Genomic DNA, 23,089 nt, shown 5'->3' with positions numbered 1-23,089 from the left:
GAGTAGTGGAATGCGTATCACCCGCACCGTCGCCGGACGGAGCCGCAGAGTCGCGGTTCTGACCACCACGGGCCTGACAGCGGCAGCCCTGCTGCTGACGGGCTGCGGCAGCGACTCGGACGACTCGGACAGTGCCGGCGGCGAAGCAGGCGGGAAGATCACGCTGACCGTCGCCGACTTCGGGCAGTTCGGCTACAAGGAGGCCGGGCTCTTCGAGAAGTACCACGAGCTGAACCCGAACATCACGGTCAAGGAAACGACCGCGGCGGACGAGAAGGTCTACTACCCCAAGCTGCTCCAGCAGCTGAACTCGGGCAGCGGCCTGGCGGACGTCCAGGGCATCGAGGTCGGCCGCATCAAGGAACTGGTCGACACCAAGGCCGACAAGTTCGCCGACCTGAGCAAGGTCATCGACGTCAACGAGTGGGTGTCCTGGAAGGAGAAGCAGGCCACCACGCCCGACGGCAAGGTGATCGGCGCGGGCACCGACATCGGCCCGATGTCCCTCTGCTACAACACCGACCTCTTCAAGAAGGCCGGTCTGCCGACCGACCGCAAGGAGGTCGCCGCCAAGGTCGCCGGGGGCTGGGAGGACTACCTCAAGCTCGGTGAGGAGTACAAGAAGAAGGCGCCCTCCGGCACGTTCTTCATGGACTCCGCCAGCGCCATGTACAACGCCGTCGTCAGCTCCAACGCGGAGCAGTACTACGACGAGAGCGGCAAGCCGGTCTACAAGGACAGCGCCAGCGTCAAGCAGGGCTGGAACCTGGCGGCCGAGGCCGCGGACAAGAAGCTGACCCAGGGCCTCGCGCAGTTCAACGACCCGTGGAAGGCTGCCCTCCGCAAGGGCACCATCGCCACCGTCGCCTGCCCCGCGTGGATGGCCGGCCAGATCTCGGTGAACGCCGGTGACGGCAACAAGGGCAAGTGGGACATCACCACCGCCCCCGGTGACACCGCCGCCAACTGGGGCGGTTCCTTCCTCGGCGTCCCGACCGCCGGCAAGCACGTCGAGGAGGCCAGCAAGCTCGTCAAGTGGCTGACCGCCCCCGAGCAGCAGGCCGCCGTCTTCAAGGCGATCGGCAGCTTCCCGTCCAACAAGGGCGCGTACGACCTGCCCGACGTGAAGAACGCGACGCTCCCGTACTTCAACGACGCCCCCATCGGCCAGATCTACGCCGATGAGGCCAAGTCCATCCCCGAGACGATCCTCGGCCCGAAGGACGGGATCATCAAGGACACCATCTCCACGCAGATCAACAACATGGAGCAGCGCGGCACCAAGCCGGACGACGCCTGGAAGGCGGCGACCGAGTCGATCGACAAGGCGATCGGCTGACGTTCCGCAAGCGCGGGCGGCCCCCGGGCCGCCCGCACCTGCGTGTCCCACTCCAGGGGCACTGGGCTCCGCGGGTCGGCCGCGCGGAGGGCTTGGACGGGGCGGCCGGAAGACTCCGGCCGCCCCGTGCAAGCCCACCGCCCGCGCCCTCGCCGACGGCCAGGCCCCGTACCCGGGTAACCAAGCAATCCAGGGAAGGACTCCCGCTCGTGGCCACCTCGACTCCCACCCGGGACGCATACACCCCGCCACCCCGGCGCTCCCAGCAGCCCGTGGACAGCCGCCGGCAGACGTGGCGGAGCCGGCTCTGGCGTTTCGACGACAAGGCGTCGCCGTACGCCTACATAGCCCCGTTCTTCCTCATCTTCGGCGCCTTCGGGCTCTACCCGCTGCTCTACACCGGGTGGATCGCCCTGCACCGGGTCGAGATGACCGGCATGGACCAGATGGAATGGGTCGGCTGGGGCAACTTCGACAAGATCCTGCACGACTCGGAGTTCTGGACCGCCGTCAGCAACACCTTCCTGATCGGTGTGATGTCCACGGTCCCGCAGCTCCTCGTGGCGCTCGGCCTGGCCCACCTGCTGAACTACAAGCTCCGCGCCAGCACCTTCTGGCGGACGGTCATCCTCACCCCGTACGCCACCTCCGTCGCCTCCGCGGCCCTGGTCTTCGCGCTGGTCTTCCGCGCCGACGGCGGTCTGCTGAACTGGGCGCTGGACTTCATCGGCTTCGGCCACACCAACTGGGCCAACGGGTCCTGGACCTCGAAGATCGCGATCTCCGTCATCGTCATCTGGCGCTGGACCGGGTACAACACGCTGATCTACCTGGCGGCGATGCAGGCCGTGCCCTCCGATCTCTACGAGGCCGCCTCGCTCGACGGCGCCAGCCGCTGGCAGCAGTTCCGCAAGGTGACCATCCCCTCGCTGCGCCCCACGATCCTCTTCACGATCGTCATCTCGACCATCGGCTCCATGCAGCTGTTCGGTGAACCCCTCCTGCTGGAGGGCGGCACCATCGGCGCCAGCGGCGGGACCGAGCACCAGTACGAGACGCTCAGCGTCTACCTCTACAACTACGGCTGGAACCTGGGTCATCTCGGTCCGGCCGCCGCCGTGGCCTGGGCGATGCTCGCCCTCCTGCTGATCATCGCCGGGATCAACTGGCTCATCGGCCGCTTCGTACGCAAGTCCGCGGTCTGACCGGGAGCGATATCCATGACCCTCACCAGCCCTTCCCCAGTCAAGGGATCCGCCGTCCCGGCGCGCACCGCACACCGCGCGCCCAAGCGCCGCAGCCGCTTCAAGCCCGGTGCCGGGCAGCAGCTGAAGGGCGGCCCCTTCGCCTACATCGCGCTGATCGTCGTCGGCATCGGCTCGCTGCTGCCGCTGTACTGGACCCTGGTCGCCGCGTCCCACACCCAGGACGACGTCCTGGCCTCCACCCCGCCGTTCCTGCCGGGCGGGCGGCTCCTGGACAACCTCCAGGCCGCCTGGGACCAGGCCCACCTGGGCAAGGCGATCGTCAACAGCTTCATCGTCTCCGCCTGCATCACGGCCGCGACGCTCTTCTTCTGCACCCTGGCCGGCTACGCCTTCGCCAAGATGCGCTTCCGCGGCCGCGGCGCGCTGATGACCGGCGTCATCGCGACGCTGACCATCCCGCCGCAGCTCAGCGTGGTCCCGCTCTTCATGCTCATGTCCGACCTGGGCTGGAGCGGCAGTCTGGAGTCGGTGATCTTCCCGACCCTGGTCAGCGCGTTCGGCGTGTTCTTCATGAGGCAGTACCTCAGTGAAGCGCTTCCGTACGAGCTGATCGAGGCGGCCAAGATCGACGGCGCCAACAACTTCCGCATCGTGCTCAGCGTGGTGCTGCCGGTGGCCCGTCCCGCGATGATGGTGCTCGGCATGCTCACCTTCGTCCAGGCGTGGAACGACTTCTTCTGGCCCTTCCTCTCGCTGAACGCGGAGAACCCCACGCTCCAGGTGGCCCTCGGCCAGCTGAGCGCGTCCTACACCCCCGACCAGAGCATCGTGATGGCCGGCGCCCTGATCAGCACGCTGCCCCTGCTCATCGTGTTCGTGATCTTCGGCAAGCAGATCGTCGGCGGGATCATGTCCGGCGCCGTCAAGGGCTGACGCCCCCGCACGCCACCCCGTCCCGGTCACTCCGTACGGCCCCGCCCGCACCGCGGGCCGTACGGGCTCCGGAGTTCCACTCCATGCCCCTGTCCGTCCATTCCTGGGAGCGCTCCCGCATGACTGCCGTACGACCTGACATCGCCCCGAAGCAAGCGCCCGAGGCCACCAGATTCCCGACGGGCTTCGTCTGGGGGGCGGCCACCGCCGCCTACCAGGTCGAGGGCGCCGCCGCCGAGGACGGACGCACGCCCTCCATCTGGGACACCTTCAGCCGCACACCGGGCAAGGTCCGCAACGGGGACACCGGCGACATCGCCGCCGACCACTACCACCGCTTCCGCGACGACGTGGCGCTGATGAAGCAGCTGGGGCTGAAGGCGTACCGCTTCTCCGTCTCCTGGTCGCGGGTGCAGCCCACCGGCCGGGGCCCCGCCGTCGAACGCGGCCTGGACTTCTACCGCAAGCTCGTCGACGAACTGCTGGAGGCGGGCATCGCCCCCGTCGCCACCCTCTACCACTGGGACCTGCCCCAGGAGCTGGAGGACGCCGGCGGCTGGCCGGAGCGGGGGACCGCCGACCGGTTCACCGACTACGCCGCGATCGTGGCGGGCGCCCTCGGCGACCGGGTGCAGACCTGGACCACCCTGAACGAGCCGTGGTGCTCGGCCTTCCTCGGCTACGGCTCGGGCGTGCACGCCCCCGGCCGCACCGAGCCCGCCTCCGCCCTGCGGGCGGCCCACCACCTCAACCTCGCCCATGGCCGGGCGATCGAGGTTCTGCGCGGACAACTCCCCGCTGGTGCGCAGACCTCGGTCACCCTCAACCTCCACCAGGTCCGCCCGCTGACCGCGAACCCGGCCGACGCCGAGGCGGCCCGCCGGATCGACGCCGTCGGCAACCGGGTCTTCACCGGCCCGATGCTGAACGGCGCCTACCCGGAGGACCTGCTCGCCGACACCGCGCACCTGGTGGACTGGTCCTCGCTCGTCCGGGACGGCGACCTGGCGACGATCTCCAACCCCGTCGACGTCCTCGGCGTCAACTACTACACCCCGACGCTGGTCTCCCTTCCGGAGAAGGGCGAGACGGGCTCTGGCAACGATGTCCACGGCGCCAGCGCCTTCTCCCCGTGGCCCGGTTCCGAGCATGTCGCCTTCCACCTCGCCGAGGGGAAGGAGCGGACCGCGATGAACTGGTCCATCGACCCCAACGGCCTGCACAGCCTGCTGATGGACCTCCACCGCGACCACCCGGGCCTGCCCCTGATGGTCACGGAGAACGGCGCCGCCTTCGACGACTACGTCTCGCCCGAGGGCCGGGTGGAGGACCCCGAGCGCATCGCCTACCTCCACGGCCACCTCGACGCCGTCCAGCGCGCGGTCGCCGACGGCGCGGACGTGCGCGGCTACTTCCTCTGGTCGCTGATGGACAACTTCGAGTGGGCGTACGGCTATTCGAAGCGCTTCGGCACCGTCTACGTCGACTACGCCTCGCAGCGCCGCATCCCCAAGGCGAGCGCCCACTGGTACTCCGACGTGATCCGCCGCCACGCCCTGCCGCCGCTGGACAGCGCCTCCTGACCCACCACGCGCACCTTCCACGCCACACCCTCTGAGACCCGGCCCGCGGCCGGGTCTCAGTCGTGTCCCGGCCCTTCTCCGGCCGTCCACCCGGGGGACCTGCGAGCCGTCGCGCCCACGCGCGTAGAGTGGGAGCGCTCCCACGATGCGGTCCCGGGAGCGGCGGGCCGGTCCCGTCGAGTGTCAAGGGATCCCACACCAGGACTTGGTTTGGTTATCCGACTGTGAGAAATTGACCGCGAACGGGAGGCAGCCATGACGGCAGCGCGAGTACGGAGCGGGGGCCGGCCCACGCTCGAAGAGGTCGCGGCACGGGCGGGGGTGGGGCGCGGTACCGCCTCGCGGGTCATCAACGGCTCGCCGCGCGTCAGCGCGCACACCCGGCAGGCCGTCGAGGCGGCCGTGGCCGAGCTGGGCTACGTGCCCAACCGCGCGGCCAGGGCCCTGGCCGGGAACCGGACGGACGCCGTCGCGCTCGTCGTCCCCGAGTCGGAGAGCCGCTTCTTCGCCGAGCCGTACTTCTCCGACATCGTCCGCGGGGTGGGCGCCGCCCTCGCCGACACGGAGATGCAGCTCCTGCTCACCCTGGTCGGCAGCGACCGCGAGCGCCGCCGGCTCGCCCAGTACCTCACCGCCCACCGCGTGGACGGCGTGCTCCTGGTCTCCGTCCACGCCGACGACCCGCTGCCCGACCTCCTCGAACAGCTCGGCATGCCCGCCGTGATGAACGGCCGCCGCTCCGCCGCCGAATCCCTCCCCTCGGTCGACTCCGACAACTTCGAGGGCGCCCGCGGCGCCGTCGAGCACCTCGTCTCCCGGGGCCGCCGCTCCATCGCCACCATCACCGGCCGCCTCGACGTCTACGCCTCCCAGCGCCGCCTCGACGGCTACCGCAGGGCCCTCGCGGACGCCGGCCTCGAACCCGACGAACGCCTCATCGCCCCCGCCGACTTCTCCGAGGAGGGCGGCGTCCACGCCATGCGCGAACTCCTCGCCCGCCGCCCCGACGTCGACGCCGTCTTCGCCGCCTCCGACCTCATGGCCGCCGGCGCCCGCCAGGTCCTCCGCGAGGCCGGCCGCCGCATCCCCGACGACGTCGCCCTCATCGGCTTCGACGACTCCGCCGTCGCTCGCCACATGGACCCCGCCCTCACCAGCGTCCGCCAGCCCATCGAGGAGATGGGCCGCACCATGACCCGCGTCCTCCTCGACCAGATCGGCGGCGAGGGCGCGGAGCATCCGCAGATCGTGCTGCCTACGGAGCTGGTGGTGCGGGATTCGTCGTGAGGGGGCTGCCGTCCTTCCGTTGCCCCGGCCGATCGCGGCGGTCAGTCCTGCCAGTCGGTTTCGCCGCCCGGACCCACCAGGACAGGATCGATTCCCGAGCCGGTGAGGCTCCACGACTCGTAGTCGGAGTGCGGCTCGACGCCGAGCCGGGTGCCGTCGTCGAAGCCGAGGCACAGAGCGCCTGACCCGGTGACCTCGGTCTCGGTGACGGTCCTGGCGAACAGGCCGAGCAGCGGAGCCAACGACGGTCCGGTGCCGGGGGAGAGAAGGACTTGGTGGCCCGAGGCATCGGTGAAGACGCACGGTGTCTCGATGACGAGCTCGCCATCGACGCGTACGCGGCCGTCCGGGGTGTGATCGGTGAAGCTGATCCGGACCTGGTGGTCGAAGGCCGTGCGCCCGACACGGGTGCCGACCAGCTCCGTGGGTATCTTCACCGTTCCCCCTGCTGCGCTCCTGCCGTGTGAGCCGGGAGGCCGACGACCGGCTCCAAGGCCCTGAGCAGTGTAGGCGGATGTGCGGCGGGAGCTGCCCCGGCCGGACGTCTTGCGGGTTGCGGTTCGGCAGACGGTGCACCCGTGATCGCCTCGGGCGCCTCGGTCCCGGGTCAGGGACCCGGACGCGTGGTGGGATGCCGGCGTTGTCGGAGCCTTCGCACAGGCACCGGGCCGCGACCTCGCGCGCGGACGGTGTGGAAGGAGGAATCTTCCCCAGGTCCGCTCTCAGGCGAGGGGGTGCGGCGAGGCGGTGAAGTCGGCGGAAGGGATCGCGTACCGCCAGGCCGTATCGCGTGCCTGGCACGCTGCGAGCACTTCTGCTGGATCCTCGGAGAGGGTGACTCCCACCGTCGTGTCGTGCTCGTCGAAGAGGAACCGCATCAGGAGGCGGGAGTCGAAGAGCCAGAAGTCCCAGTCGGGCAGCCCGAGTCGTACGGCATCTCTCCGCCACAGGTTACGGATGTCCTCCCCGGCGGCCACGTTGCCCGGCGCGGAGCTCAACAGGAAGCGCTGTCCGGCGGTGGGAGGGTCGTCGACCAGGCGGACGCGTTCGAATCGCCGCCCCTCGTCGGTGGCGGCACGGACGTTGAGCTGCCACGTGTCGAAGGGATCCGCCGAGATGTCTTCGCCGGCCAGCCAGCGCTGCCACTCGTTGCTGGTGCGGTCGGAGCCATAGCCTCTTCTCGTCTCCAGCCGCCATGCAGCATGCGTGAAGTCCCGGAACAGGTGGGACACCTCGGAGAACGGGACGAGCTCCGGGCCCGGCGCCACCGGCGGGGATGCGGTCCCGACCCTGCTCGGCTGTTCCGTACCGTCGAGCAGCCGCCGCAGACGCTGTCGGCGCCGGTCGCGGGGGCGGCATTCCGGTGTGCGGGGCGGATGGGCGTAGGAGTCCTGGCGGGCCGCCGACATCGACTCGCCCGCCGCGATCACCACGTAGGGGCCTGTGATCACCTGGTCGCAGTCGGCGCAGATCATGTCCGCACCGCCCGTCGGCGTTCCTGCCTCCAGCGCCGGGCCAGATGCCGGGCGTCGGAGCACGGACCGGGGACGCAACGGCAGCAGGCGTACGTATGGTCGACCCATGCCCGGTACGCGTCCTCACCCCTGAGCGGGGGCGGTGTGCTCATGCGGAGTACAGGTGTCAACGGGGGCCTCCTCGGGGCAGGACCGGCAGCGGCGGGGGAAGATCTGTACGGATGAGCCGTCGCGCTCGGGGCGGGCCCCGAGGTCGACGGCCGTGGTGGCGGTCAGCTGGGCGGAGCACCGTACGCAGGCGGTGCCGCGCAACTGCTGGGAGGTCAACGACTCGACGGGCGGCAGGGGTTCGGGCCGACGCCGGTTCGATGGAGCGTCCCGGTCCACGGCGGGTCGAGACGGTCGGGACCCCGTCTGCGACGGACGCTCGCCGGGGCGGGGGCAGAGGGCGCGTTCCGGTCCCCCGCTGTGTGTCCGTGAGGCCATGACGTACACGTTAGAGAGCGGCATGGGGCCTGTGCCCGTGGATTGCTTCTGATTGCGGACGGGGTTCTGGCCATCTGAGAGCGCGTTGCTACGACCGGTTCAGCAGCGCCTTTGCCCGGCTGATCAGGCGGCGAGCCCGTTGTCCGTGGACTGCCGCTTCATCCGTCCATGCCCACGCCCGTTCGTACAACGCGATGTTGTCCGCGTCGTCCAGCCACAGTTCGACGTTGATGGTCTCCACGACGACGAGCCGCCGGTCGTAGATCCAGAAGCCGTGCGTCGGAGGGCGGCGCAACCGGGCGCCGAACGGGATGATGCCCAACTCGACAGTGTCCAGTTCGCTGAGGACCGCCAGTCGCTCCAATTGGTCGGTCATTACCTTGGTCGGGCACGTGAGGACGTGAAGCGCGGCCTCCCAGACGAGGAACCGGAACTCTCGGCCGGGCCTGTGCAAGTCTTCCTGACGCTTCATCCGGGCCTTGACGGCTTCCTCGGTGTCGCGAGGCGTCTGCCGGAAGGCCGCGTTGGCCATGAAGACGTGCCGAGCGTAGTCGGCGGTCTGAAACACCCCGGGAATCCGGGACACCTCCAGCCCCCGGATCACCCTGGTGGCGGCGCTCTCGGCCACCCCCAGTTCCTGACGGGCTCGATGGCCACCGACGAGTTGCCGCCGCCAGGAGCGGTACTGGGTCTCCAGTCCGGCGAGCCTTGCTTTCAGCTCCCCCGCCAGATCCTCCCGCCGTGCCGCCCGTGCCCAAGCCACCAGGTCATCGGCCGAAGGCGTCTGCTTGCCGTTCTCCAAGCGCGACACCTTGGAGGGCTGCCACCCCAGCAGGGCGGCGATTCCCCTGCCGTCCAACCCGGCCTCGGTGCGCAGCTCACGAAGCCGCACACCGAGGTTGATCCGGGCCGCCTGAAAGTCCGTGCTCACACCCTGGAACGTACCGTCCGTCAGAAGTCGGCGGTAAGGATCGCGTGATGCCATGCCTTGTCGCGCACCTGGCAGGCCGCGAGTACTTCTGCCGGGTCCTCGGAGATCACGACCCCGACGGTTGTGTCGTTCTCGTCGAAGACGAACCGCATCAGAACGCGGGAGTCGAAGAGCCAGAAGTCCCAGTCGGGAAGTCCGAGACGTACGGCATCGGCGCGTCGAAGGTTACGGATGTCCTCGCCTGCCGCGACGTTGCCCGGTGCGGAGTCCAGCAGGTAGCACTGCCCCTCGGTGGGAGGGTCGTCGACCAGGCGGACGCGTTCGAACCGCCGCCCCTCCTCGGTGGCGGCGCGGACATTGAGCCGCCAGGCATCGAACGGCTCGGCCGCGATGTCCTGGCCGGCCAGCCAGCGCTGCCACTTCTCACCAGTGCGGTCGGAGGCGTACCCCCGTCGTGTTTCCAGCCGCCATGCCGTGTGCCTGAACTCCCGGAACATGTGGGACACCTGGGAGAACGGGACGACCTCCCGAGCTGACGAGTCTCTGGGGGCGAACCGGGTGAGCAGATCACGCGGTACGACGACGAAGGTTTCCGAAGCCTTCACGTCGCGCAGCGCGGCAAGGTGCTCGGGGTTGGTGACCCTGTCTCCCTGCACGAGGACGTTGTCGCTCCCCTCGATCTCGTACAGGGTGGGGCAGTCGCCGTCATCGCTCGTTGTGCCAAGAAACCGCAGTGCCATCTCCGCCTCCGGGTCGTCGTGGTGAACCGCCGCCCCAGCATGGGGCGAGCGGCGTTCGAGTGGGCGGGAATTGCGGCAGATTGCGCTTGGGGGCGCAGAGCTCTGCGAGGCACCCGCAACGGCCATGGGTGTCGGGGTGGAAGGATGGTGCACGGTCAGCCTCCTGGCGACAGCAGGTGTCTGGCCGGCCCCGACCGGAGCTGCGTACTCCCGCCGGGGCCGTTCTGTTGCAGCGACGAGGCCCGGAGTGGTCCCGCGTCGGCAGGTTAGACCCCGGGTCTATGCAAATCAAGACCCGGGGTCTAATGTGACGTGCGGGCCGCCCCTGCAGGAGGGAGCGCCCAGTGGAGGATCAGCCGAAGGAGGTGCTCAGATTCATGGATGCTGTCAACGCGCTCAGGGCCATCGAGGACGACGCCGCGTGCGCGAAGGCGATCAGCAGTGCTCTGAAGTACTGGGGAGACACCAGCGGGACCCTTCGAGAAGTCCGCCAGGAGCGCGTCCAACGCCTCCGGGACCAGGGCAGGACCTGGCAGGAGATCGGCGATCTGATGGGCGTGCACTTCACGCGTGCCCAGCAGATCGCCAAAGGTTTTCGCGGGTCGAAGAGGCCCAAGAAGTCTGCCGAACAGCCGGGCCAGTAGGAACGGCCGAGCGGTGTGGAGACCGCCCGGCCGTGGTGAGTAACGGGTTCGCGTCCCGTTGCCCGGTGAATCGACTCGCGTCAGAGAGGACTCGTACCGGATCGTACGACCCGTGCCCGCGCGGTGACCATTCCCGCGCCCCGGAGCCCGCCTTCCGGACCACGCCGTGGAGCGGAAGGCCTGCGACCGGGCTCGCCTGAGTCCCTTTCCCCGTAGACCGCGGCGGATTTCCGCTGCCCTCGTAGACGGACCTCTCATGCGTCGTCCCCACGGCGCGGCCACGCGCCGCGCTGCTTCGCCCTGCCCGGATCGGGGATGGGCTCCCGTTCCCCGTGCGCTCCAGGAGCTGGAATGTACGGAGTCACGCCGCGCGCGGCCGGGTGCATGGCTGCGCGCGGTGGTGTGGCTGGTCGAGGCCGGCGTGCACAGGGGTGCCGGGGCGACGACCCTGACCGTGGCGAGGGACCTGGCGGAGCGGATGGACTACCGGCTCGGGTTCGTGCTGTACGACCTGGAGGGCACGGCGGCCCGGTGCGGGGTGTCGGTGGCGACGGTGAAGCGGCACGTCCGGGTCCTGCGCGAGCTGGGCGTGCTGGTCTGGCAACGGCACGGCAGCAAGCGGAACCTGCACCTGCCCGGCAGGGCGTACGCGGGTACCGCGACGATCTACGCCGCCACGGTCCCGGCCGTGTACGACGCGGCGATGGGGCACCGGCTGGACGGGACCGGGTACGGGGCCAGGGTCGTCGGGGTGGCCCGGACCGGGCGCCGTGCGGGCGGGCCTGCGCCCCATTCCTTACGGCCCCGCCCCCACGCACCCACAGTTGACGTGCGAGAGGGGGGTAAAGACACCTCGCGCGCACGTGTACGCGTGAGCCGCCGTCGTCCGTCGGCCCGGCACCCCCTCCAGGTCGCTCGCGACATCGCGGTCGCCCGGCAGGTCCGCCCGCTCGTCGGCTGGACGCAGGGGGAGGGGCTGCGCCGTCTCGCCTTCGCCCTGCGTCCGCTGATCGACCGGGGCGCCGGTGCCCAGGAGATCGCGGCACAACTCCACGCATGGTGGCTCGACTGGCGCCCGGCCCGCCCCGCCGCGTACATCACGGCCGAACTGCGCCGCCGCGCCGACCGGGAGACGCCCCCCGGGCACACCGGAGAACCGCCGGAGGCGTTCTCCCGGACCGTGACGGACCTCCGGGCAGCGGATGGCCCCGCAACGGATCCCGCACCGGACCCCGCAGCGGGCGCTCCCGCAGCCGACGGCGGTCCTCCGCACGGCATCGAGGCGCTGTCGCCCGCCGACATCGTCGAACTGCGCTCCGCCGCCGCGCACGACCACCGTCTCGTCCTCTCCGCCCTGGAGTACCTGGGCGAACGCGACACCCGACGTCTGTACACGAACCGCCTCGTCGACACCGCCCGGCTCCGCGCCTTTGGCGGGGCGCGTCTGGCGGTCGGGTACTGAGGAGCAGCGGGATCCCGGGCGCCGGGCGCACCCCGCAACCCGTCAGTGCAGCCCCTCCGGCGCCCCCTCCGCCCCCGTGAGCAACGCCGTGATCTCCTCGGCCGCCTCCGGGCCGAGCTCGCCCCAGCCGTCCTTGTAGCCGTAGACGCTCGCGAGGCCGCGGGCGTCGTAGTCGCCGTTCATGATTTCGATGTCGGCGGTGGTGATGAGGCCGGGGTGGGGGACGCCGACGGCGCCGGAGACCTTGAGGAGTTCCTTGCGGAGGGTGCGGAGGTAGACGGCGGCGCGCTGGGCCTTGGAGGGGGCGTCGATGCCGCGGGCCAGCCAGGGGTCCTGGGTGGCGATGCCGGTGGGGCACTTGTCGGTGTGGCACTTCTGGGCCTGGATGCAGCCGATGGAGAGCATGGCCTCGCGGGCGACGTTGATCATGTCGACGCCGAGGGCGAAGGCGACGACGGCGTTCTCGGGGAGGCCGAGCTTGCCGGAGCCGATGAAGGTGATGTCGTCGGTGAGACCGCGTTCGGCGAAGGTGCCGTAGACGCGGGAGAAGCCCATGCGGAAGGGCAGGGAGACCGAGTCGGAGAAGATCAGGGGCGCGGCGCCGGTGCCGCCCTCGCCGCCGTCCACGGTGATGAAGTCGACGCCGCGGTCGCCGCGTGCCATGAGGGTGGCCAGCTCCTCCCAGAAGGCCATGTCGCCGACGGCGCTCTTGATGCCGACGGGGAGGCCGGTCTCCTCGGCGAGCAGCTCCACGAAGTCGAGCATCGAGTCGACGTCGTGGAAGGCGGTGTGCCGGGACGGGGAGGCGCAGTCCTTGCCCGCGGGGATACCGCGGATCTCCGCGATCTCGGGGGTCACCTTCGCCGCCGGGAGGAGCCCGCCGAGACCCGGCTTGGCGCCCTGCGAGAGCTTGATCTCGATCGCTCGGACCGGGGCGCCCGCCACGACCTGCTTCAGCCGGTCGAGGCTGAAGGTGCCGTCGTCGTTGCGGCAGCCGAAGTAGGAGGTGCCGATCTGGAGGACGAGGTCGCCCCCGCCCCGGTGGTACGGGGAGAGCCCGCCCTCGCCGGTGTTCTGGAGCGCGCCGGCCAGCGCCGCGCCCTTGTTCAGGGCGGTCACGGCCGCGCCCGACAGGGAGCCGAAGCTCATCGCGGAGATGTTCACCACGCTCGCCGGACGGAACGCCTTGGCGCGCCCGCGCGGGCCGCCCAGCACCTTGGCCGAGGGCAGCGGGGCCTGCGGGTCGTGGAGGTCGGGCAGCGGCCCGGCGAACGTGCGCTGCTTCACATACGCGTGCCCCTGCACATGCTCCACGTCCACGTCCGTGCCGAAGCCGAAGTAGTTGTTCTCCTCCTTCGCGGAGGCGTAGATCCAGGTGCGCTGGTCGCGGCTGAAGGGGCGCTCCTCCTCGTTGGAGGTCACGACGTACTGCCGCAGCTCCGGGCCGATGGTCTCCAGCAGATACCGGGCGTGGCCGATCACCGGGAAGTTCCTGAGCAGCGCGTGCTTCTTCTGTACGAGGTCGCGGGCTGCCACCAGCGCCAGTGCGGCCGCCGCGGCCGTGCCGATAGTCCGGGCGCGCATGAACGTTCCTCTCGTCGACTGTGTGCTGCGTCGACCATAGAGAAGGGCGGAACAGAGAGAAGGGCCGGTCCGACTGAGCGGACCGGCCCTTCTTCATTCAGGGTGAGTAACGGGACTCGAACCCGCGACATCCTGGACCACAACCAGGTGCTCTACCATCTGAGCTATACCCACCATGTCCGGTCGTTTCCGACCGGCCGAGAAAAAGTGTACAGGGTCCGGGAGGGTGCTCGCGCCCTCATTGTTCCGCGGCCGGGTCAGGCCCCCGGAAGGGCCGTGACCAGCGGCTTCGCGGGGACCTACGCGGAGGGGGCGGAGAGCCGCGCCGCGATGGACCTGGCGCGCTCCGAGTCCGGTCCCGGCTGCGGCACGAAGACGGCCTCGCGGTAGTAGCGCAGCTCCGTGATGGAGTCGCGGATGTCCGCGAGCGCCCGGTGGTTGCCGTTCTTCTCCGGGCTGTTGAAGTACGCCCTCGGGAACCAGCGGCGGGCCAGCTCCTTGACCGAGGAGACATCGACGATCCGGTAGTGGAGGTAGCCCTCCAGCGACGGCATGTCGCGGGCCAGGAAGCCGCGGTCGGTGCCCACCGAGTTCCCGCAGAGCGGGGCCTTGCCGGGCTCCTTCACGTGCGCGCGGATGTAGTCCATGACCTTCTCCTCGGCGTCGGCCAGGGTGGTGCCCCCGGCCAGCTCGTCGAGCAGACCCGAGGTGGTGTGCATCTGCCGCACCACCTCGGGCATGGTCTCCAGCGCCGCGTCCGGCGGGCGGATCACGATGTCCACCCCTTCGCCGAGCACGTTCAACTCCGAGTCGGTGACCAGGGCGGCCACCTCGATGAGTGCGTCTTCCGTCAACGAGAGCCCGGTCATCTCGCAGTCGATCCACACCATGCGGTCGTTCATGCGCCCCACCCTACGGGGCGCTCCGCTGTCCCGGCAGGGCCGGGCGGCCGGCGGCGAACGCGTCGGGGCCCGGTTTCCCGTGCTCCCCGCGCACCCCGTCCGCACCCGCCGCCGCGACGGCCGGCGGGACCGGTGGGCCCCCCGCCGCGGACGCCGGGAGGACCGGTGCGCCACGACGGCTCGCCGAACTCCCCTGAGCGGGCACCAGCGGCTCGGCCGCGACGGCGACCGCCTCCGCACCGCCCTGCGGGCGACGGGCCCGGTAGGCGGCCCGGTACGCCGCGGGGGAGGAGCCCAGCTGGCGCCGGAAGTGCCCGCGCAGCGCGACCGGCGAGCGGAAGCCGCAGCGGCCCGCGACCTCGTCGACCGAGTAGTCGGACGTCTCCAGCAGCCGCTGCGCCTGGAGCACCCGCTGGGTGATCAGCCACTGCAGCGGGGCGCTTCCGGTGAGCGAACGGAACCTCCGGTCGAAGGTCCGCCGGCTCATGTAGGCGCGCGCGGCCAGCGTCTCCACGTCGAACTGCTCGTGCAGATGCTCCAGGGCCCAGGCCACGACCTCGGCGAGCGGGTCGGACCCGATCTCCTCGGGTAAAGACCTGTCGAGGTAGCGCTCCTGACCGCCACTGCGCCGGGGCGGCACGACGAGCCTGCGGGCCAGTGCCCCGGCGGCCTCCGTGCCGTGGTCCGAGCGGACTATGTGCAGACAGAGGTCGATCCCGGCCGCCGTTCCGGCGGAGGTGAGCACGTCGCCGTCGTCGACGAACAGCTCGCGCGGATCGACGTGCACCGACGGATAGCGCTTGGCCAGCGTCGGCGCGTACATCCAGTGCGTCGTCGCCGGGCGGCCGTCCAGCAGGCCGGCGGCGGCGAGCACGAAGGCCCCCGTGCACAGACCGACGATGCGGGCGCCCTCCTCGTGGGCGCGGCGCAGGGCGTCGAGCGCCTCCACGGGCGGCGGCGAGGTGATCGAGCGCCAGGCGGGCACCACGACGGTGCCGGCCCTGCTGATCGCCTCCAGCCCGTAGGGCGCGGTCAGTTCGAGACCGCCCGTGGTGCGCAGCGGTCCTTCTTCGCCGCTGCACACGAGCAACCGGTAGCGCGGAACCCCCGCGTCCTGGCGGTCGATCCCGAACACGGAGAGCGGGATGGAGCTCTCGAAGATGGGGCCACCGCTGAACAGCAGTACGGCGACCACCTCGCGGCGCCTGCGCCCGCTCAGCTTCCGTACGGCCTCCGTTGCGGTGGCGGAGTCCTGACTCATGACGCTAAGCCCCCCTCGGTGTTCGCGTCTTCCTGGTCCTTACGGGCCTGTCGCACCTGCACATGTCCCCTCGGTCGTGCACGAGTCCCCGGCTTCGACACCCAAGATCGAATCTACTGCGTCCCGTGGTGCCGTCGTGACAAGTTCACCAACCGGCTTTATGTCGACAAGGCCACCTGGCGGGAAGCATTCGATCACGAAGCGTTTCACTCGTGAGTCGCGCAGGGAAGTGCGCCTGGCGTTCATGGCCCGTCCCCATGGGGTGGAAGCGTACCGCTCGGTCTCTTCCTGCCTGCTGGCAAGGCGGTTGATCGGCCATTTCGACAAGGGGTGCACCCCCACCAGAAGTTGGCTGAAAACATACGGTCGCGTGTGCGGAAATCAGTCGTTCTACCGGCGCACTACCCCCGGGAGACGTCACCTCGGTGCGCCCCCTCGATCGGGTGGTTCCGGATGCCGGGGGCGGGCGGGACGGCGGACGCGGGCCGGGCGGATGCGACGGGGTTCGGCGCGGGTGGTTCCGGGGGGCGCTCCGGTGCGTCCGGAACGCCGGCGGGCGACGGTCCCCGGAAGCCCCCGGAGGCGGGTTCCGGGGGCCCGGGACGTCCGTGTACCGCGCATCCGGCATTGCCATACGGGGCGGTCTCGGGCATGCTCCGTGAAACGTCGCACGCGCTTTGCGCGGGTCTGGGCAGTGGATGAGTGGCGCCGTACCCTTGGGGGTAAGGGGTTGGGAAGATGATTCCCGGACACCGCAACACCGCCCGCTGACAGTTCCCACGTCGCTTTCCTCACGAGGACTCTCTTCGCCGAGACACCGATGGCCGGTCACGAATTCCCCGAACCCGCGGACCGCAAGCAGGTAGCCGACCCCCGGTCGGACCAGCAGGCGGCCGAAGAAGCGCGCCCTTCCTGCGATCCCGCCTTCCGGCACGGTGTCGTCGTCGGTTTCGACGGCTCGACCTCCAGTGAGCGGGCCCTCGCGTACGCCATCGGCATGGCCCGGAGAACGGGCTCCGGGCTGATCATCGTCCACGTCGCCAACCGGCTGCCGACCACGGTCTGGGCGGGCTGCGAGCCCCCCGTCTTCGTGGACGTGCCCGACCACCGCACCGAGGTCCTCGGCCTGGAGCTCGCCTGCGCGGACTACCTCTCCGAGGTGCCCTGGGTGCTGGTCGAGCGCGGCGGCGACATCTGCCACGAGCTGGAGGAGGTCGGCCGGGAGTACTCGGCCGACGCGATCGTCGTCGGCTCCACGCACGGGATCGTCGGCCGGATCTTCGGTTCGGTCGCGGGACGGCTCGCCCGCCGGGCGCAGCGCCCGGTCGTCGTCATCCCGTAGCCCGCCGGGCCCTCTTCGCCCTCCGGACCTTCTTCCGTTTTCTCGCCGTCCCCTCTTCCGGGCTCTCTTCCTCCCCTCCCGGCCGCCGCCGGCCGGCCCCTTCGCGCGCCCCCGCCGGGTCCTCGCGGGCCGCGCATCGTGGCCGTGACCGGTCTGCTTCGAGGGTGTTCTGATCAGCCAATGATCGAGCCCGGCCGACGGCCGGTCTTTTTCCATCCGTTGAGACCGACGTGGCGTCAACTCGTCTACGGAAACAGGGAACCGGGTGCGTCTACCGGCCCGTACATGTGGATTGTGCGCTTATGAAGTGTGCATAAACGTCAGGGGAGGTGAGCCGGGAGTGCGCCGGGCGCGTATACGGGAGCGCCCCGCACCCGGTGGACCGTGGGTGCGGGGCGCTCCCGCTGTACGCCCCCCGGAGGGGAGAGCAGGGGGAGGGGACTACTCGACGGTGACGGACTTCGCGAGGTTGCGCGGCTTGTCGATGTCGCGGCCCATGGCCAGGGCGGTGTGGTACGCGAAGAGCTGGAGCGGGATGCCCATGAGGATCGGGTCCAGCTCGTTCTCGTTCTTCGGCACGACGATGGTGTGGTCGGCCTTCTCCTGCGGCTGGTGCGCGACCGCGAGGATGCGGCCGCTGCGGGCCTTGATCTCCTCCATCGCGGCGCGGTTCTTCTCCAGCAGGTCGTCGTCCGGCACGATCGCCACGGTCGGCATCGCGGGCTCGATCAGGGCGAGGGGGCCGTGCTTCAGCTCGGAGGCGGGATAGGCCTCGGCGTGGATGTACGAGACCTCCTTGAGCTTCAGCGAGGCCTCGCGGGCCACGGGGTAGCCGCGCACCCGGCCGATGAACATCATCGACTTGGCGTCCGCGTACTCGGCGGCCAGCTTCTTGATCTCGTCCTCGCCCTCCAGGATCTCGCTGATCTGGGCGGGCAGCCGGCGCAGGCCCTCGATGATCCGCTTGCCGTCGGCGACCGAGAGGTCCCGGATCCGGCCCAGGTGCAGGGCGAGCAGCGCGAAGGCGACCACGGTGTTGGTGAAGCACTTGGTGGAGACCACGCAGACCTCGGGGCCGGCGTGCACGTACGTACCGCCGTCCGCCTCCCGGGCGATCGCGGAACCGACCACGTTGACCACACCGAGGACCCGCGCGCCCTTGCGCTTCAGCTCCTGGACGGCGGCCAGCACGTCGTACGTCTCACCGGACTGCGAGACCGCGACGTACAGGGTGTCGGGGTCGACCACCGGATTGCGGTAGCGGAACTCGGAGGCGGGCTCGGCGTCCGCGGGGATGCGGGCCAGCTCCTCGATCAGCTGGGCGCCGATCTGGCCCGCGTGGTACGAGGTGCCGCAGCCGAGGATCTTGATCCGGCGGACCCCGCGCGCCTCGCGGGCGTCCAGGTTGAGGCCGCCCAGGTGCACGGTGGCGAACCGGTCGTCGATCCGGCCGCGCAGCACCCGGTCGACGGCGTCGGCCTGCTCGGAGATCTCCTTGTGCATGTACGTGTCGTGGCCGCCCATGTCGTACGACTCGGCCTCCCACTCCACGGTGGTCGGCGTGGCCGTCGTGGTCGAGCCCTCCGTCGTGTACGTACGGAAGTCGTCGGCCTTCAGGGTGGCCATCTCGCCGTCGTCGAGGGTGACGACCTGGCGGGTGTGGGCGACGAGCGCGGCTACGTCCGAGGCGACGAACATCTCCTTCTCGCCGATGCCGAGGACGACCGGGGAGCCGTTGCGGGCGACGACGATGCGGTCGTTGAAGTCGGCGTGCATCACGGCGATGCCGTACGTGCCCTCGACCGAGCGCAGGGCCTCGCGGACCTTGCCCTCCAGGGTGTCCGCCTGCGAGCGGGCGATGAGGTGGACCAGGACCTCGGTGTCGGTCTCGGAGAGGAAGACGACGCCGTCGGCGGTCAGCCGGGCGCGCAGCTCGGCCGCGTTGTCGATGATGCCGTTGTGGACGACGGCGACCTTGTTGTCGGCGTCCAGGTGCGGGTGGGCGTTCTCGTCGCTCGGTGCGCCGTGCGTGGCCCAGCGGGTGTGCGCGATGCCGGTGGTGCCGGTGAAGCGCTTGGGGACGCGGGCCTCCAGATCGCGGACCCGGCCCTTGGCCTTGACCATCTTGAGCGCGGCGGGCTTGCCGGCCGCCGGCTTCCCGGTGATCACGATGCCCGCGGAGTCGTAGCCGCGGTACTCCAGCCGCTGCAGCCCTTCCAGCAGCAGCGGAGCGACATCACGCTTTCCGATGTAACCGACGATTCCGCACATGAGGTCTCTGCCCTCCATCGACGTACAGGTAATGACTGAATGAGCGCGTGGGTGACCGGTCAGCCGTAGACGATGCGGCGCAGCTGGCGGAGCGAGAGCTCCGGCGGCGCGACCGCGCGGTGCGGCAGCTCGGCCGAGATCCGTTCGAAGATCTCCGTGTTGACCAGTCCGCCGGACTGGAGCTCGCGATGGCGGCGGCGGACGAACGCGTCGGTCGTCTCGTCGAAGTAGGCCAGCACGTCGAGGACCACCCGGGCGGCTTCCCCGCGCTGGAGCGCGGTGCTGCGCACCAGGTGGTCGATGAGGTCGTCATGGGACGAACGGCGTTCAAGCACTCGTCGATATTGCGGTGGAAGGGGTCCAGACGCAACAATCCTGCCCGATATCGGGCAGGGATGACGGGGAACGGCTCTCATTTTTCCGTTCTGGGGGATTCTTCCGGGTCTCGGGCCCGTCGGAACGCGGATCGGCGACGGGTCGGCGGAGGGGCCGTCGACGGGTCCGCGCGGGCCGGTGGGACGTATTCGGCCAGTACGCCCGGACTGTCGGCCATGTTCCATCGGGGGCCGTACGGGGAAGTGGTCTACACCTTGACCATCCGTGAGGTACGCGGTACGCATGGCGACGGTTCGAATGGTCAGGAGAGATCCAGGTGTGACCCCCTAGAAAGGGACTGCTTGTGAGACCGCACACAGCGAGGCGCGGCGCCCTGTCCCGCGCGCTGCCCCGCCTTCTCGGCTCGCTCCTCCTCGTCACCGCGGCCGGAATCTCCAGCGCCTGCGCGGCCCCCGAGGCGTCCGCCGCGGGCGGGGCGCCCGCCGCGTCGGAGCCCCGGCCGCTCGGCCAGATCGTGCCCGCCCCCGTCTCGGTGAGACCCGGCGGATCCCCGTACGCCCTCACCCCCGCCACCGCCATCCGGGTGGACGGGTCCTCGGGCGAGGTGCGGAGGATCGGCGAATACCTGGCGGGCGTGCTGCGCCCCTCGACCGGATACGCGCTGCCGGTCACCGACCGCTCCGGGCCGGGCGGCATCCGGCTGCGGCTGGGCTCCGCCGACACCTCGCTCGGCGCGGAGGGCTACACCCTGACGTCGGGCCGGGGCTCCGTCACCATCACCGCCCGCAAGCCCGCAGGGCTCTTCCACGGCGTGCAGACGCTGCGTCAGCTCCTCCCGGACCGGATCGAGCGCGACAGCGTCCAGAAGGGGCCGTGGAAGGTCGCGGGCGGCACGCTGACCGACGCGCCGCGCTACGGCTACCGGGGCGTGATGCTCGACGTCTCCCGGCACTTCTTCTCGGTGGCGGAGGTCAAGCGCTACATCGACCAGGTGGCGCTGTACAAGATCAACACCTTCCACATCCACCTCTCCGACGACCAGGGCTGGCGGATCGCCGTCGACTCCTGGCCGAACCTGGCCACGTACGGCGGATCGACCGAGGTCGGCGGCGGTCCGGGCGGCTACTACACCAAGAGCCAGTACAAGGAGATCGTGCGGTACGCGGCCTCCCGCTATCTGGAGGTGGTGCCGGAGATCGACATGCCCGGCCACACCAACGCCGCCCTCGCCTCGTACGCCGAGCTGAACTGCGACGGTGTCGCGCCCCCGCTCTACACCGGGATCAAGGTCGGCTTCAGCTCGCTCTGCGCGGCCAAGGACGTCACCTACAGGTTCATCGACGACGTCATCGGGGAGGTGGCCGCGCTGACCCCCGGCCGCTACCTCCACATCGGCGGCGACGAGGCGCACTCCACGAGCCACGACGACTACGCCAAGATCATGGAACGGGCGCAGGCCGCGGTCGGCCGGCACGGCAAGACCGTGATGGGCTGGCACCAGCTGACCGGGGCGTCCCCGGTCAAGGGTGCGGTCGCCCAGTACTGGGGCTACGACAAGACCAGTGCCGCGGACCGGCAGCAGGTGGTGGACGCGGCGAAGAACGGCACCCGGCTGGTGCTGTCGCCGGCCGACCGGGTGTACCTCGACATGAAGTACACCGCGGACACCGTGCTCGGGCTGAAGTGGGCGGGCCTGGTGGAGGTGCAGCGCTCCTACGACTGGGACCCGGCGGCCTATCTCACGGGCGCTCCGGCGGACTCCGTGCTCGGGGTCGAGGCGCCGATCTGGGCGGAGACGCTGACCGACAGCGACGACATCGACGCGATGGCGTTCCCGAGGCTGCCCGGGGCGGCGGAGCTGGGCTGGTCCCCGGCCGAGACGCACGACTGGGACACGTACAAGCTGCGGCTGGCGGCGCTGGGGCCGCGGTTCACCGCGATGGGCATCGACTACTACCGCTCACCGCAGGTGCCGTGGCCGGCGGAGCCGGCGGCGGGCTGAACCGTACGAAAGGTCCGAGGGGCGGCCGGGGACGCGAAGTCCCCGGCCGCCCCTCGGGCTGTCCGGTCCCCGACGGGGAATCCCGCGCCGAGGTGTGTCGGGCGGCCGTCTTCCGGGGCCCGGACGCGGCCGGTCCGGGGTGCCCGGCGGCCGGTTCCGTCGCCGGACCGGCCGCCGCGCACCGCCGGACATCAACCGGAAGGTATGGTTCCGGACTTCGGCGCGCGGAGACCGGGTCGGCGGCGGCTCAGGCGACCTTCTTGGCCTTCTCGATGGCCTCGGCCAGGTCCTCCAGGATCGGCGCGCACTTGTCGTAGCTGTAGATCGGCTCGGTGGTACGCGGCACGACCTGGCCGGCCTTGACGGCGGGCAGCTGGGCCCAGGTCGGCTTGGAGGTCAGGGCCGAGGGCTGGAGGGCCGAGGAGCGGTTGTCCATCATGATCACGTCGGCCTGGTACTTGTCGACGTTCTCCCAGCTCAGCTCCTCGAAGAAACCGGCCGCGTTCACCTTCGGCTCGACGAACTTCACGCCCAGCTCCTGGAAGTACAGGGTGTCGGCGGAGGTCTTGGCGAGCGAGACGTAGAACAGGTCCTGGCTGGCCGAGCCGATCATCACCCGGATCTCCGGCTTGGACTTCGCGGCGGCGCGCAGCCGGGCCGCGGCCTTCTCGAAGCGGGCCTTGGCGTCGGTGACCGCCTTGGCCTTCACGTCCGCGCCGAGCGAGGCCGCCAGGTCCTCGTGGCGCTGGATCGCCTTGGGGATCGTGGTCTGCGCGGCCCACAGGGCGACGCTCGGGGCGAGCTTGAGGATCTTGTCCTTGGACGCGTCCGGCACGTACCAGAGGGCGTCCTTCTCCCACATCGCGGTGACGAGCAGATCCGGGCCGAGGGCCGCGTACTTCTCGACGTTGAACTCGCCCCAGACGTTGCCGAGGATCTCGACCTTGTTCACATCGAGGTCGCCGGCCTGGACGTCGGCCTTGCCGTCCGTGGTCTTCGTCGGCCCGAACACGGCCTTGACCTCGACGCCGTAGTCGTGGAGGGCGGCGGCCACCCCGGTGAAGGCGACGATGTTCTTCGGGACGGACTTCGCCTCGGCGGTCTTCCCGCGGTCGTCCTCGAAGCTCCACGGCCCGGCGTCGGCGCTCTTCGCCCCGGTGGACCCGGAGTCCTTCGTGTCGCTGTCGCCGCAGGCCGCGAGCACGGCGCCGAGACCGACGGCGCCGCCCATGGCCAGCAGGCCGCGACGGGTGGGACGGGAGGCTCGGGCGGTGCGCATGACGGGATCCGCTTTCGTACGAGC

The 23,089-nt window shown here is 70.4% G+C and carries 19 protein-coding genes and 1 tRNA gene; 9 read left to right on the top strand and 11 right to left on the bottom strand.

Annotated features, from left to right (window positions below):
* The first annotated feature begins 10 nt into the window (after nt 1-10).
* The 5 genes from ACZ4FH_RS08765 (at nt 11) to ACZ4FH_RS08745 (ending at nt 6,350) form a co-directional block, all read left to right on the top strand.
* Nucleotides 11-1,339 carry an ABC transporter substrate-binding protein gene (locus ACZ4FH_RS08765; protein WP_467303341.1) on the top strand — a complete coding sequence of 443 codons (1,329 nt, stop codon included), beginning with the start codon at nt 11-13 and terminating at the stop codon, nt 1,337-1,339.
* Nucleotides 1,340-1,548: 209 nt separating this feature from the next.
* Complete coding sequence (locus ACZ4FH_RS08760) at nt 1,549-2,544, top strand: carbohydrate ABC transporter permease (protein WP_467303340.1); 996 nt, start codon at nt 1,549-1,551, stop codon at nt 2,542-2,544.
* Nucleotides 2,545-2,559: 15 nt separating this feature from the next.
* On the top strand, nt 2,560-3,480 hold the full coding sequence (locus ACZ4FH_RS08755) for a carbohydrate ABC transporter permease (protein ID WP_467303338.1): 921 nt from the start codon (nt 2,560-2,562) through the stop codon (nt 3,478-3,480).
* Between the two features lie 119 nt (nt 3,481-3,599).
* On the top strand, nt 3,600-5,063 hold the full coding sequence (locus ACZ4FH_RS08750; protein ID WP_467303336.1) for a GH1 family beta-glucosidase: 1,464 nt from the start codon (nt 3,600-3,602) through the stop codon (nt 5,061-5,063).
* 255 nt (nt 5,064-5,318) lie between these two features.
* Complete coding sequence (locus ACZ4FH_RS08745) at nt 5,319-6,350, top strand: LacI family DNA-binding transcriptional regulator (protein ID WP_467303335.1); 1,032 nt, start codon at nt 5,319-5,321, stop codon at nt 6,348-6,350.
* 41 nt (nt 6,351-6,391) lie between these two features.
* Here ACZ4FH_RS08745 and ACZ4FH_RS08740 read toward each other — a convergent pair whose 3' ends face one another.
* From ACZ4FH_RS08740 to ACZ4FH_RS08725, 4 genes are all read right to left on the bottom strand, one after another.
* Nucleotides 6,392-6,787 (bottom strand): DUF6188 family protein, encoded by a 396-nt coding sequence (locus ACZ4FH_RS08740; RefSeq protein WP_467303334.1) that lies wholly within the window; start codon nt 6,785-6,787, stop codon nt 6,392-6,394.
* A gap of 285 nt (nt 6,788-7,072) precedes the next feature.
* The gene (locus ACZ4FH_RS08735; RefSeq protein WP_467303332.1) at nt 7,073-7,825 is read right to left on the bottom strand and encodes a DUF6879 family protein; all 753 of its coding nucleotides are present in this window, start codon (nt 7,823-7,825) and stop codon (nt 7,073-7,075) included.
* A gap of 574 nt (nt 7,826-8,399) precedes the next feature.
* Nucleotides 8,400-9,242 (bottom strand): helix-turn-helix domain-containing protein, encoded by an 843-nt coding sequence (locus ACZ4FH_RS08730; protein ID WP_467303331.1) that lies wholly within the window; start codon nt 9,240-9,242, stop codon nt 8,400-8,402.
* 20 nt (nt 9,243-9,262) lie between these two features.
* Nucleotides 9,263-9,982: a DUF6879 family protein gene (locus tag ACZ4FH_RS08725; RefSeq protein ID WP_467303330.1), complete on the bottom strand. Its 720-nt coding sequence runs from the start codon at nt 9,980-9,982 to the stop codon at nt 9,263-9,265.
* A 377-nt stretch (nt 9,983-10,359) separates the two neighbouring features.
* Between ACZ4FH_RS08725 and ACZ4FH_RS08720 the strand changes: the two genes are divergently transcribed.
* Together ACZ4FH_RS08720 and ACZ4FH_RS08715 are read left to right on the top strand one after the other, a co-directional pair.
* Nucleotides 10,360-10,626: a hypothetical protein gene (locus tag ACZ4FH_RS08720; protein ID WP_467303328.1), complete on the top strand. Its 267-nt coding sequence runs from the start codon at nt 10,360-10,362 to the stop codon at nt 10,624-10,626.
* A 454-nt stretch (nt 10,627-11,080) separates the two neighbouring features.
* Nucleotides 11,081-12,088, top strand: a complete 1,008-nt coding sequence (locus tag ACZ4FH_RS08715) for a cell wall protein (protein ID WP_467303326.1) — start codon at nt 11,081-11,083, stop codon at nt 12,086-12,088.
* A 42-nt stretch (nt 12,089-12,130) separates the two neighbouring features.
* Here ACZ4FH_RS08715 and ACZ4FH_RS08710 read toward each other — a convergent pair whose 3' ends face one another.
* From ACZ4FH_RS08710 to ACZ4FH_RS08695, 4 genes are all read right to left on the bottom strand, one after another.
* A complete protein-coding gene (locus tag ACZ4FH_RS08710) occupies nt 12,131-13,672 on the bottom strand; it encodes an FMN-binding glutamate synthase family protein (protein ID WP_467303325.1) in 1,542 nt (513 codons plus the stop codon).
* A gap of 101 nt (nt 13,673-13,773) precedes the next feature.
* A tRNA-His gene (locus tag ACZ4FH_RS08705) sits at nt 13,774-13,846 on the bottom strand.
* 125 nt (nt 13,847-13,971) lie between these two features.
* Nucleotides 13,972-14,574: an oligoribonuclease gene (gene orn, locus ACZ4FH_RS08700; RefSeq protein ID WP_383640436.1), complete on the bottom strand. Its 603-nt coding sequence runs from the start codon at nt 14,572-14,574 to the stop codon at nt 13,972-13,974.
* Nucleotides 14,575-14,584: 10 nt separating this feature from the next.
* A complete protein-coding gene (locus ACZ4FH_RS08695; RefSeq protein ID WP_385114523.1) occupies nt 14,585-15,835 on the bottom strand; it encodes a helix-turn-helix domain-containing protein in 1,251 nt (416 codons plus the stop codon).
* An 820-nt stretch (nt 15,836-16,655) separates the two neighbouring features.
* Between ACZ4FH_RS08695 and ACZ4FH_RS08690 the strand changes: the two genes are divergently transcribed.
* A complete protein-coding gene (locus tag ACZ4FH_RS08690) occupies nt 16,656-17,177 on the top strand; it encodes a universal stress protein (protein ID WP_383640430.1) in 522 nt (173 codons plus the stop codon).
* Between the two features lie 441 nt (nt 17,178-17,618).
* Here the strand turns inward: ACZ4FH_RS08690 and glmS are convergent, their stop codons facing one another.
* Together glmS and ACZ4FH_RS08680 are read right to left on the bottom strand one after the other, a co-directional pair.
* Entirely contained in the window at nt 17,619-19,448 is a 1,830-nt protein-coding gene (gene glmS / locus ACZ4FH_RS08685; protein ID WP_467303550.1) for a glutamine--fructose-6-phosphate transaminase (isomerizing), read from the bottom strand.
* 59 nt (nt 19,449-19,507) lie between these two features.
* The gene (locus tag ACZ4FH_RS08680) at nt 19,508-19,783 is read right to left on the bottom strand and encodes a hypothetical protein (protein WP_383640424.1); all 276 of its coding nucleotides are present in this window, start codon (nt 19,781-19,783) and stop codon (nt 19,508-19,510) included.
* A gap of 344 nt (nt 19,784-20,127) precedes the next feature.
* On the opposite strand from ACZ4FH_RS08680, the gene ACZ4FH_RS08675 reads away from it, so the two are divergent.
* Nucleotides 20,128-21,786, top strand: coding sequence for a beta-N-acetylhexosaminidase (locus ACZ4FH_RS08675; protein ID WP_467303323.1), 1,659 nt, complete (start codon nt 20,128-20,130; stop codon nt 21,784-21,786).
* Between the two features lie 247 nt (nt 21,787-22,033).
* On the opposite strand, the gene ACZ4FH_RS08670 is transcribed toward ACZ4FH_RS08675, so the two are convergent.
* Nucleotides 22,034-23,065, bottom strand: a complete 1,032-nt coding sequence (locus tag ACZ4FH_RS08670) for an ABC transporter substrate-binding protein (protein ID WP_467303322.1) — start codon at nt 23,063-23,065, stop codon at nt 22,034-22,036.
* Nucleotides 23,066-23,089 lie beyond the last annotated feature (24 nt).

The sequence above is a fragment of the Streptomyces sp. NPDC024555 genome, assembly GCF_055559335.1.
This window is presented reverse-complemented; position numbering and strand designations above follow the sequence as displayed.

Coding starts and splice junctions, on each gene's coding strand:
- ACZ4FH_RS08745 (WP_467303335.1), top strand. CDS start 5,319: ATGACGGCAGCGCGAGTACGGAGCGGGGGCCGGCCCACGCTCGAAGAG.
- ACZ4FH_RS08690 (WP_383640430.1), top strand. CDS start 16,656: ATGGCCGGTCACGAATTCCCCGAACCCGCGGACCGCAAGCAGGTAGCC.
- ACZ4FH_RS08670 (WP_467303322.1), bottom strand. CDS start 23,065: ATGCGCACCGCCCGAGCCTCCCGTCCCACCCGTCGCGGCCTGCTGGCC.
- orn (WP_383640436.1), bottom strand. CDS start 14,574: ATGAACGACCGCATGGTGTGGATCGACTGCGAGATGACCGGGCTCTCG.
- glmS (WP_467303550.1), bottom strand. CDS start 19,448: ATGTGCGGAATCGTCGGTTACATCGGAAAGCGTGATGTCGCTCCGCTG.
- ACZ4FH_RS08695 (WP_385114523.1), bottom strand. CDS start 15,835: ATGAGTCAGGACTCCGCCACCGCAACGGAGGCCGTACGGAAGCTGAGC.
- ACZ4FH_RS08750 (WP_467303336.1), top strand. CDS start 3,600: ATGACTGCCGTACGACCTGACATCGCCCCGAAGCAAGCGCCCGAGGCC.
- ACZ4FH_RS08735 (WP_467303332.1), bottom strand. CDS start 7,825: ATGATCTGCGCCGACTGCGACCAGGTGATCACAGGCCCCTACGTGGTG.
- ACZ4FH_RS08720 (WP_467303328.1), top strand. CDS start 10,360: ATGGATGCTGTCAACGCGCTCAGGGCCATCGAGGACGACGCCGCGTGC.
- ACZ4FH_RS08755 (WP_467303338.1), top strand. CDS start 2,560: ATGACCCTCACCAGCCCTTCCCCAGTCAAGGGATCCGCCGTCCCGGCG.
- ACZ4FH_RS08725 (WP_467303330.1), bottom strand. CDS start 9,982: ATGGCACTGCGGTTTCTTGGCACAACGAGCGATGACGGCGACTGCCCC.
- ACZ4FH_RS08710 (WP_467303325.1), bottom strand. CDS start 13,672: ATGCGCGCCCGGACTATCGGCACGGCCGCGGCGGCCGCACTGGCGCTG.
- ACZ4FH_RS08765 (WP_467303341.1), top strand. CDS start 11: ATGCGTATCACCCGCACCGTCGCCGGACGGAGCCGCAGAGTCGCGGTT.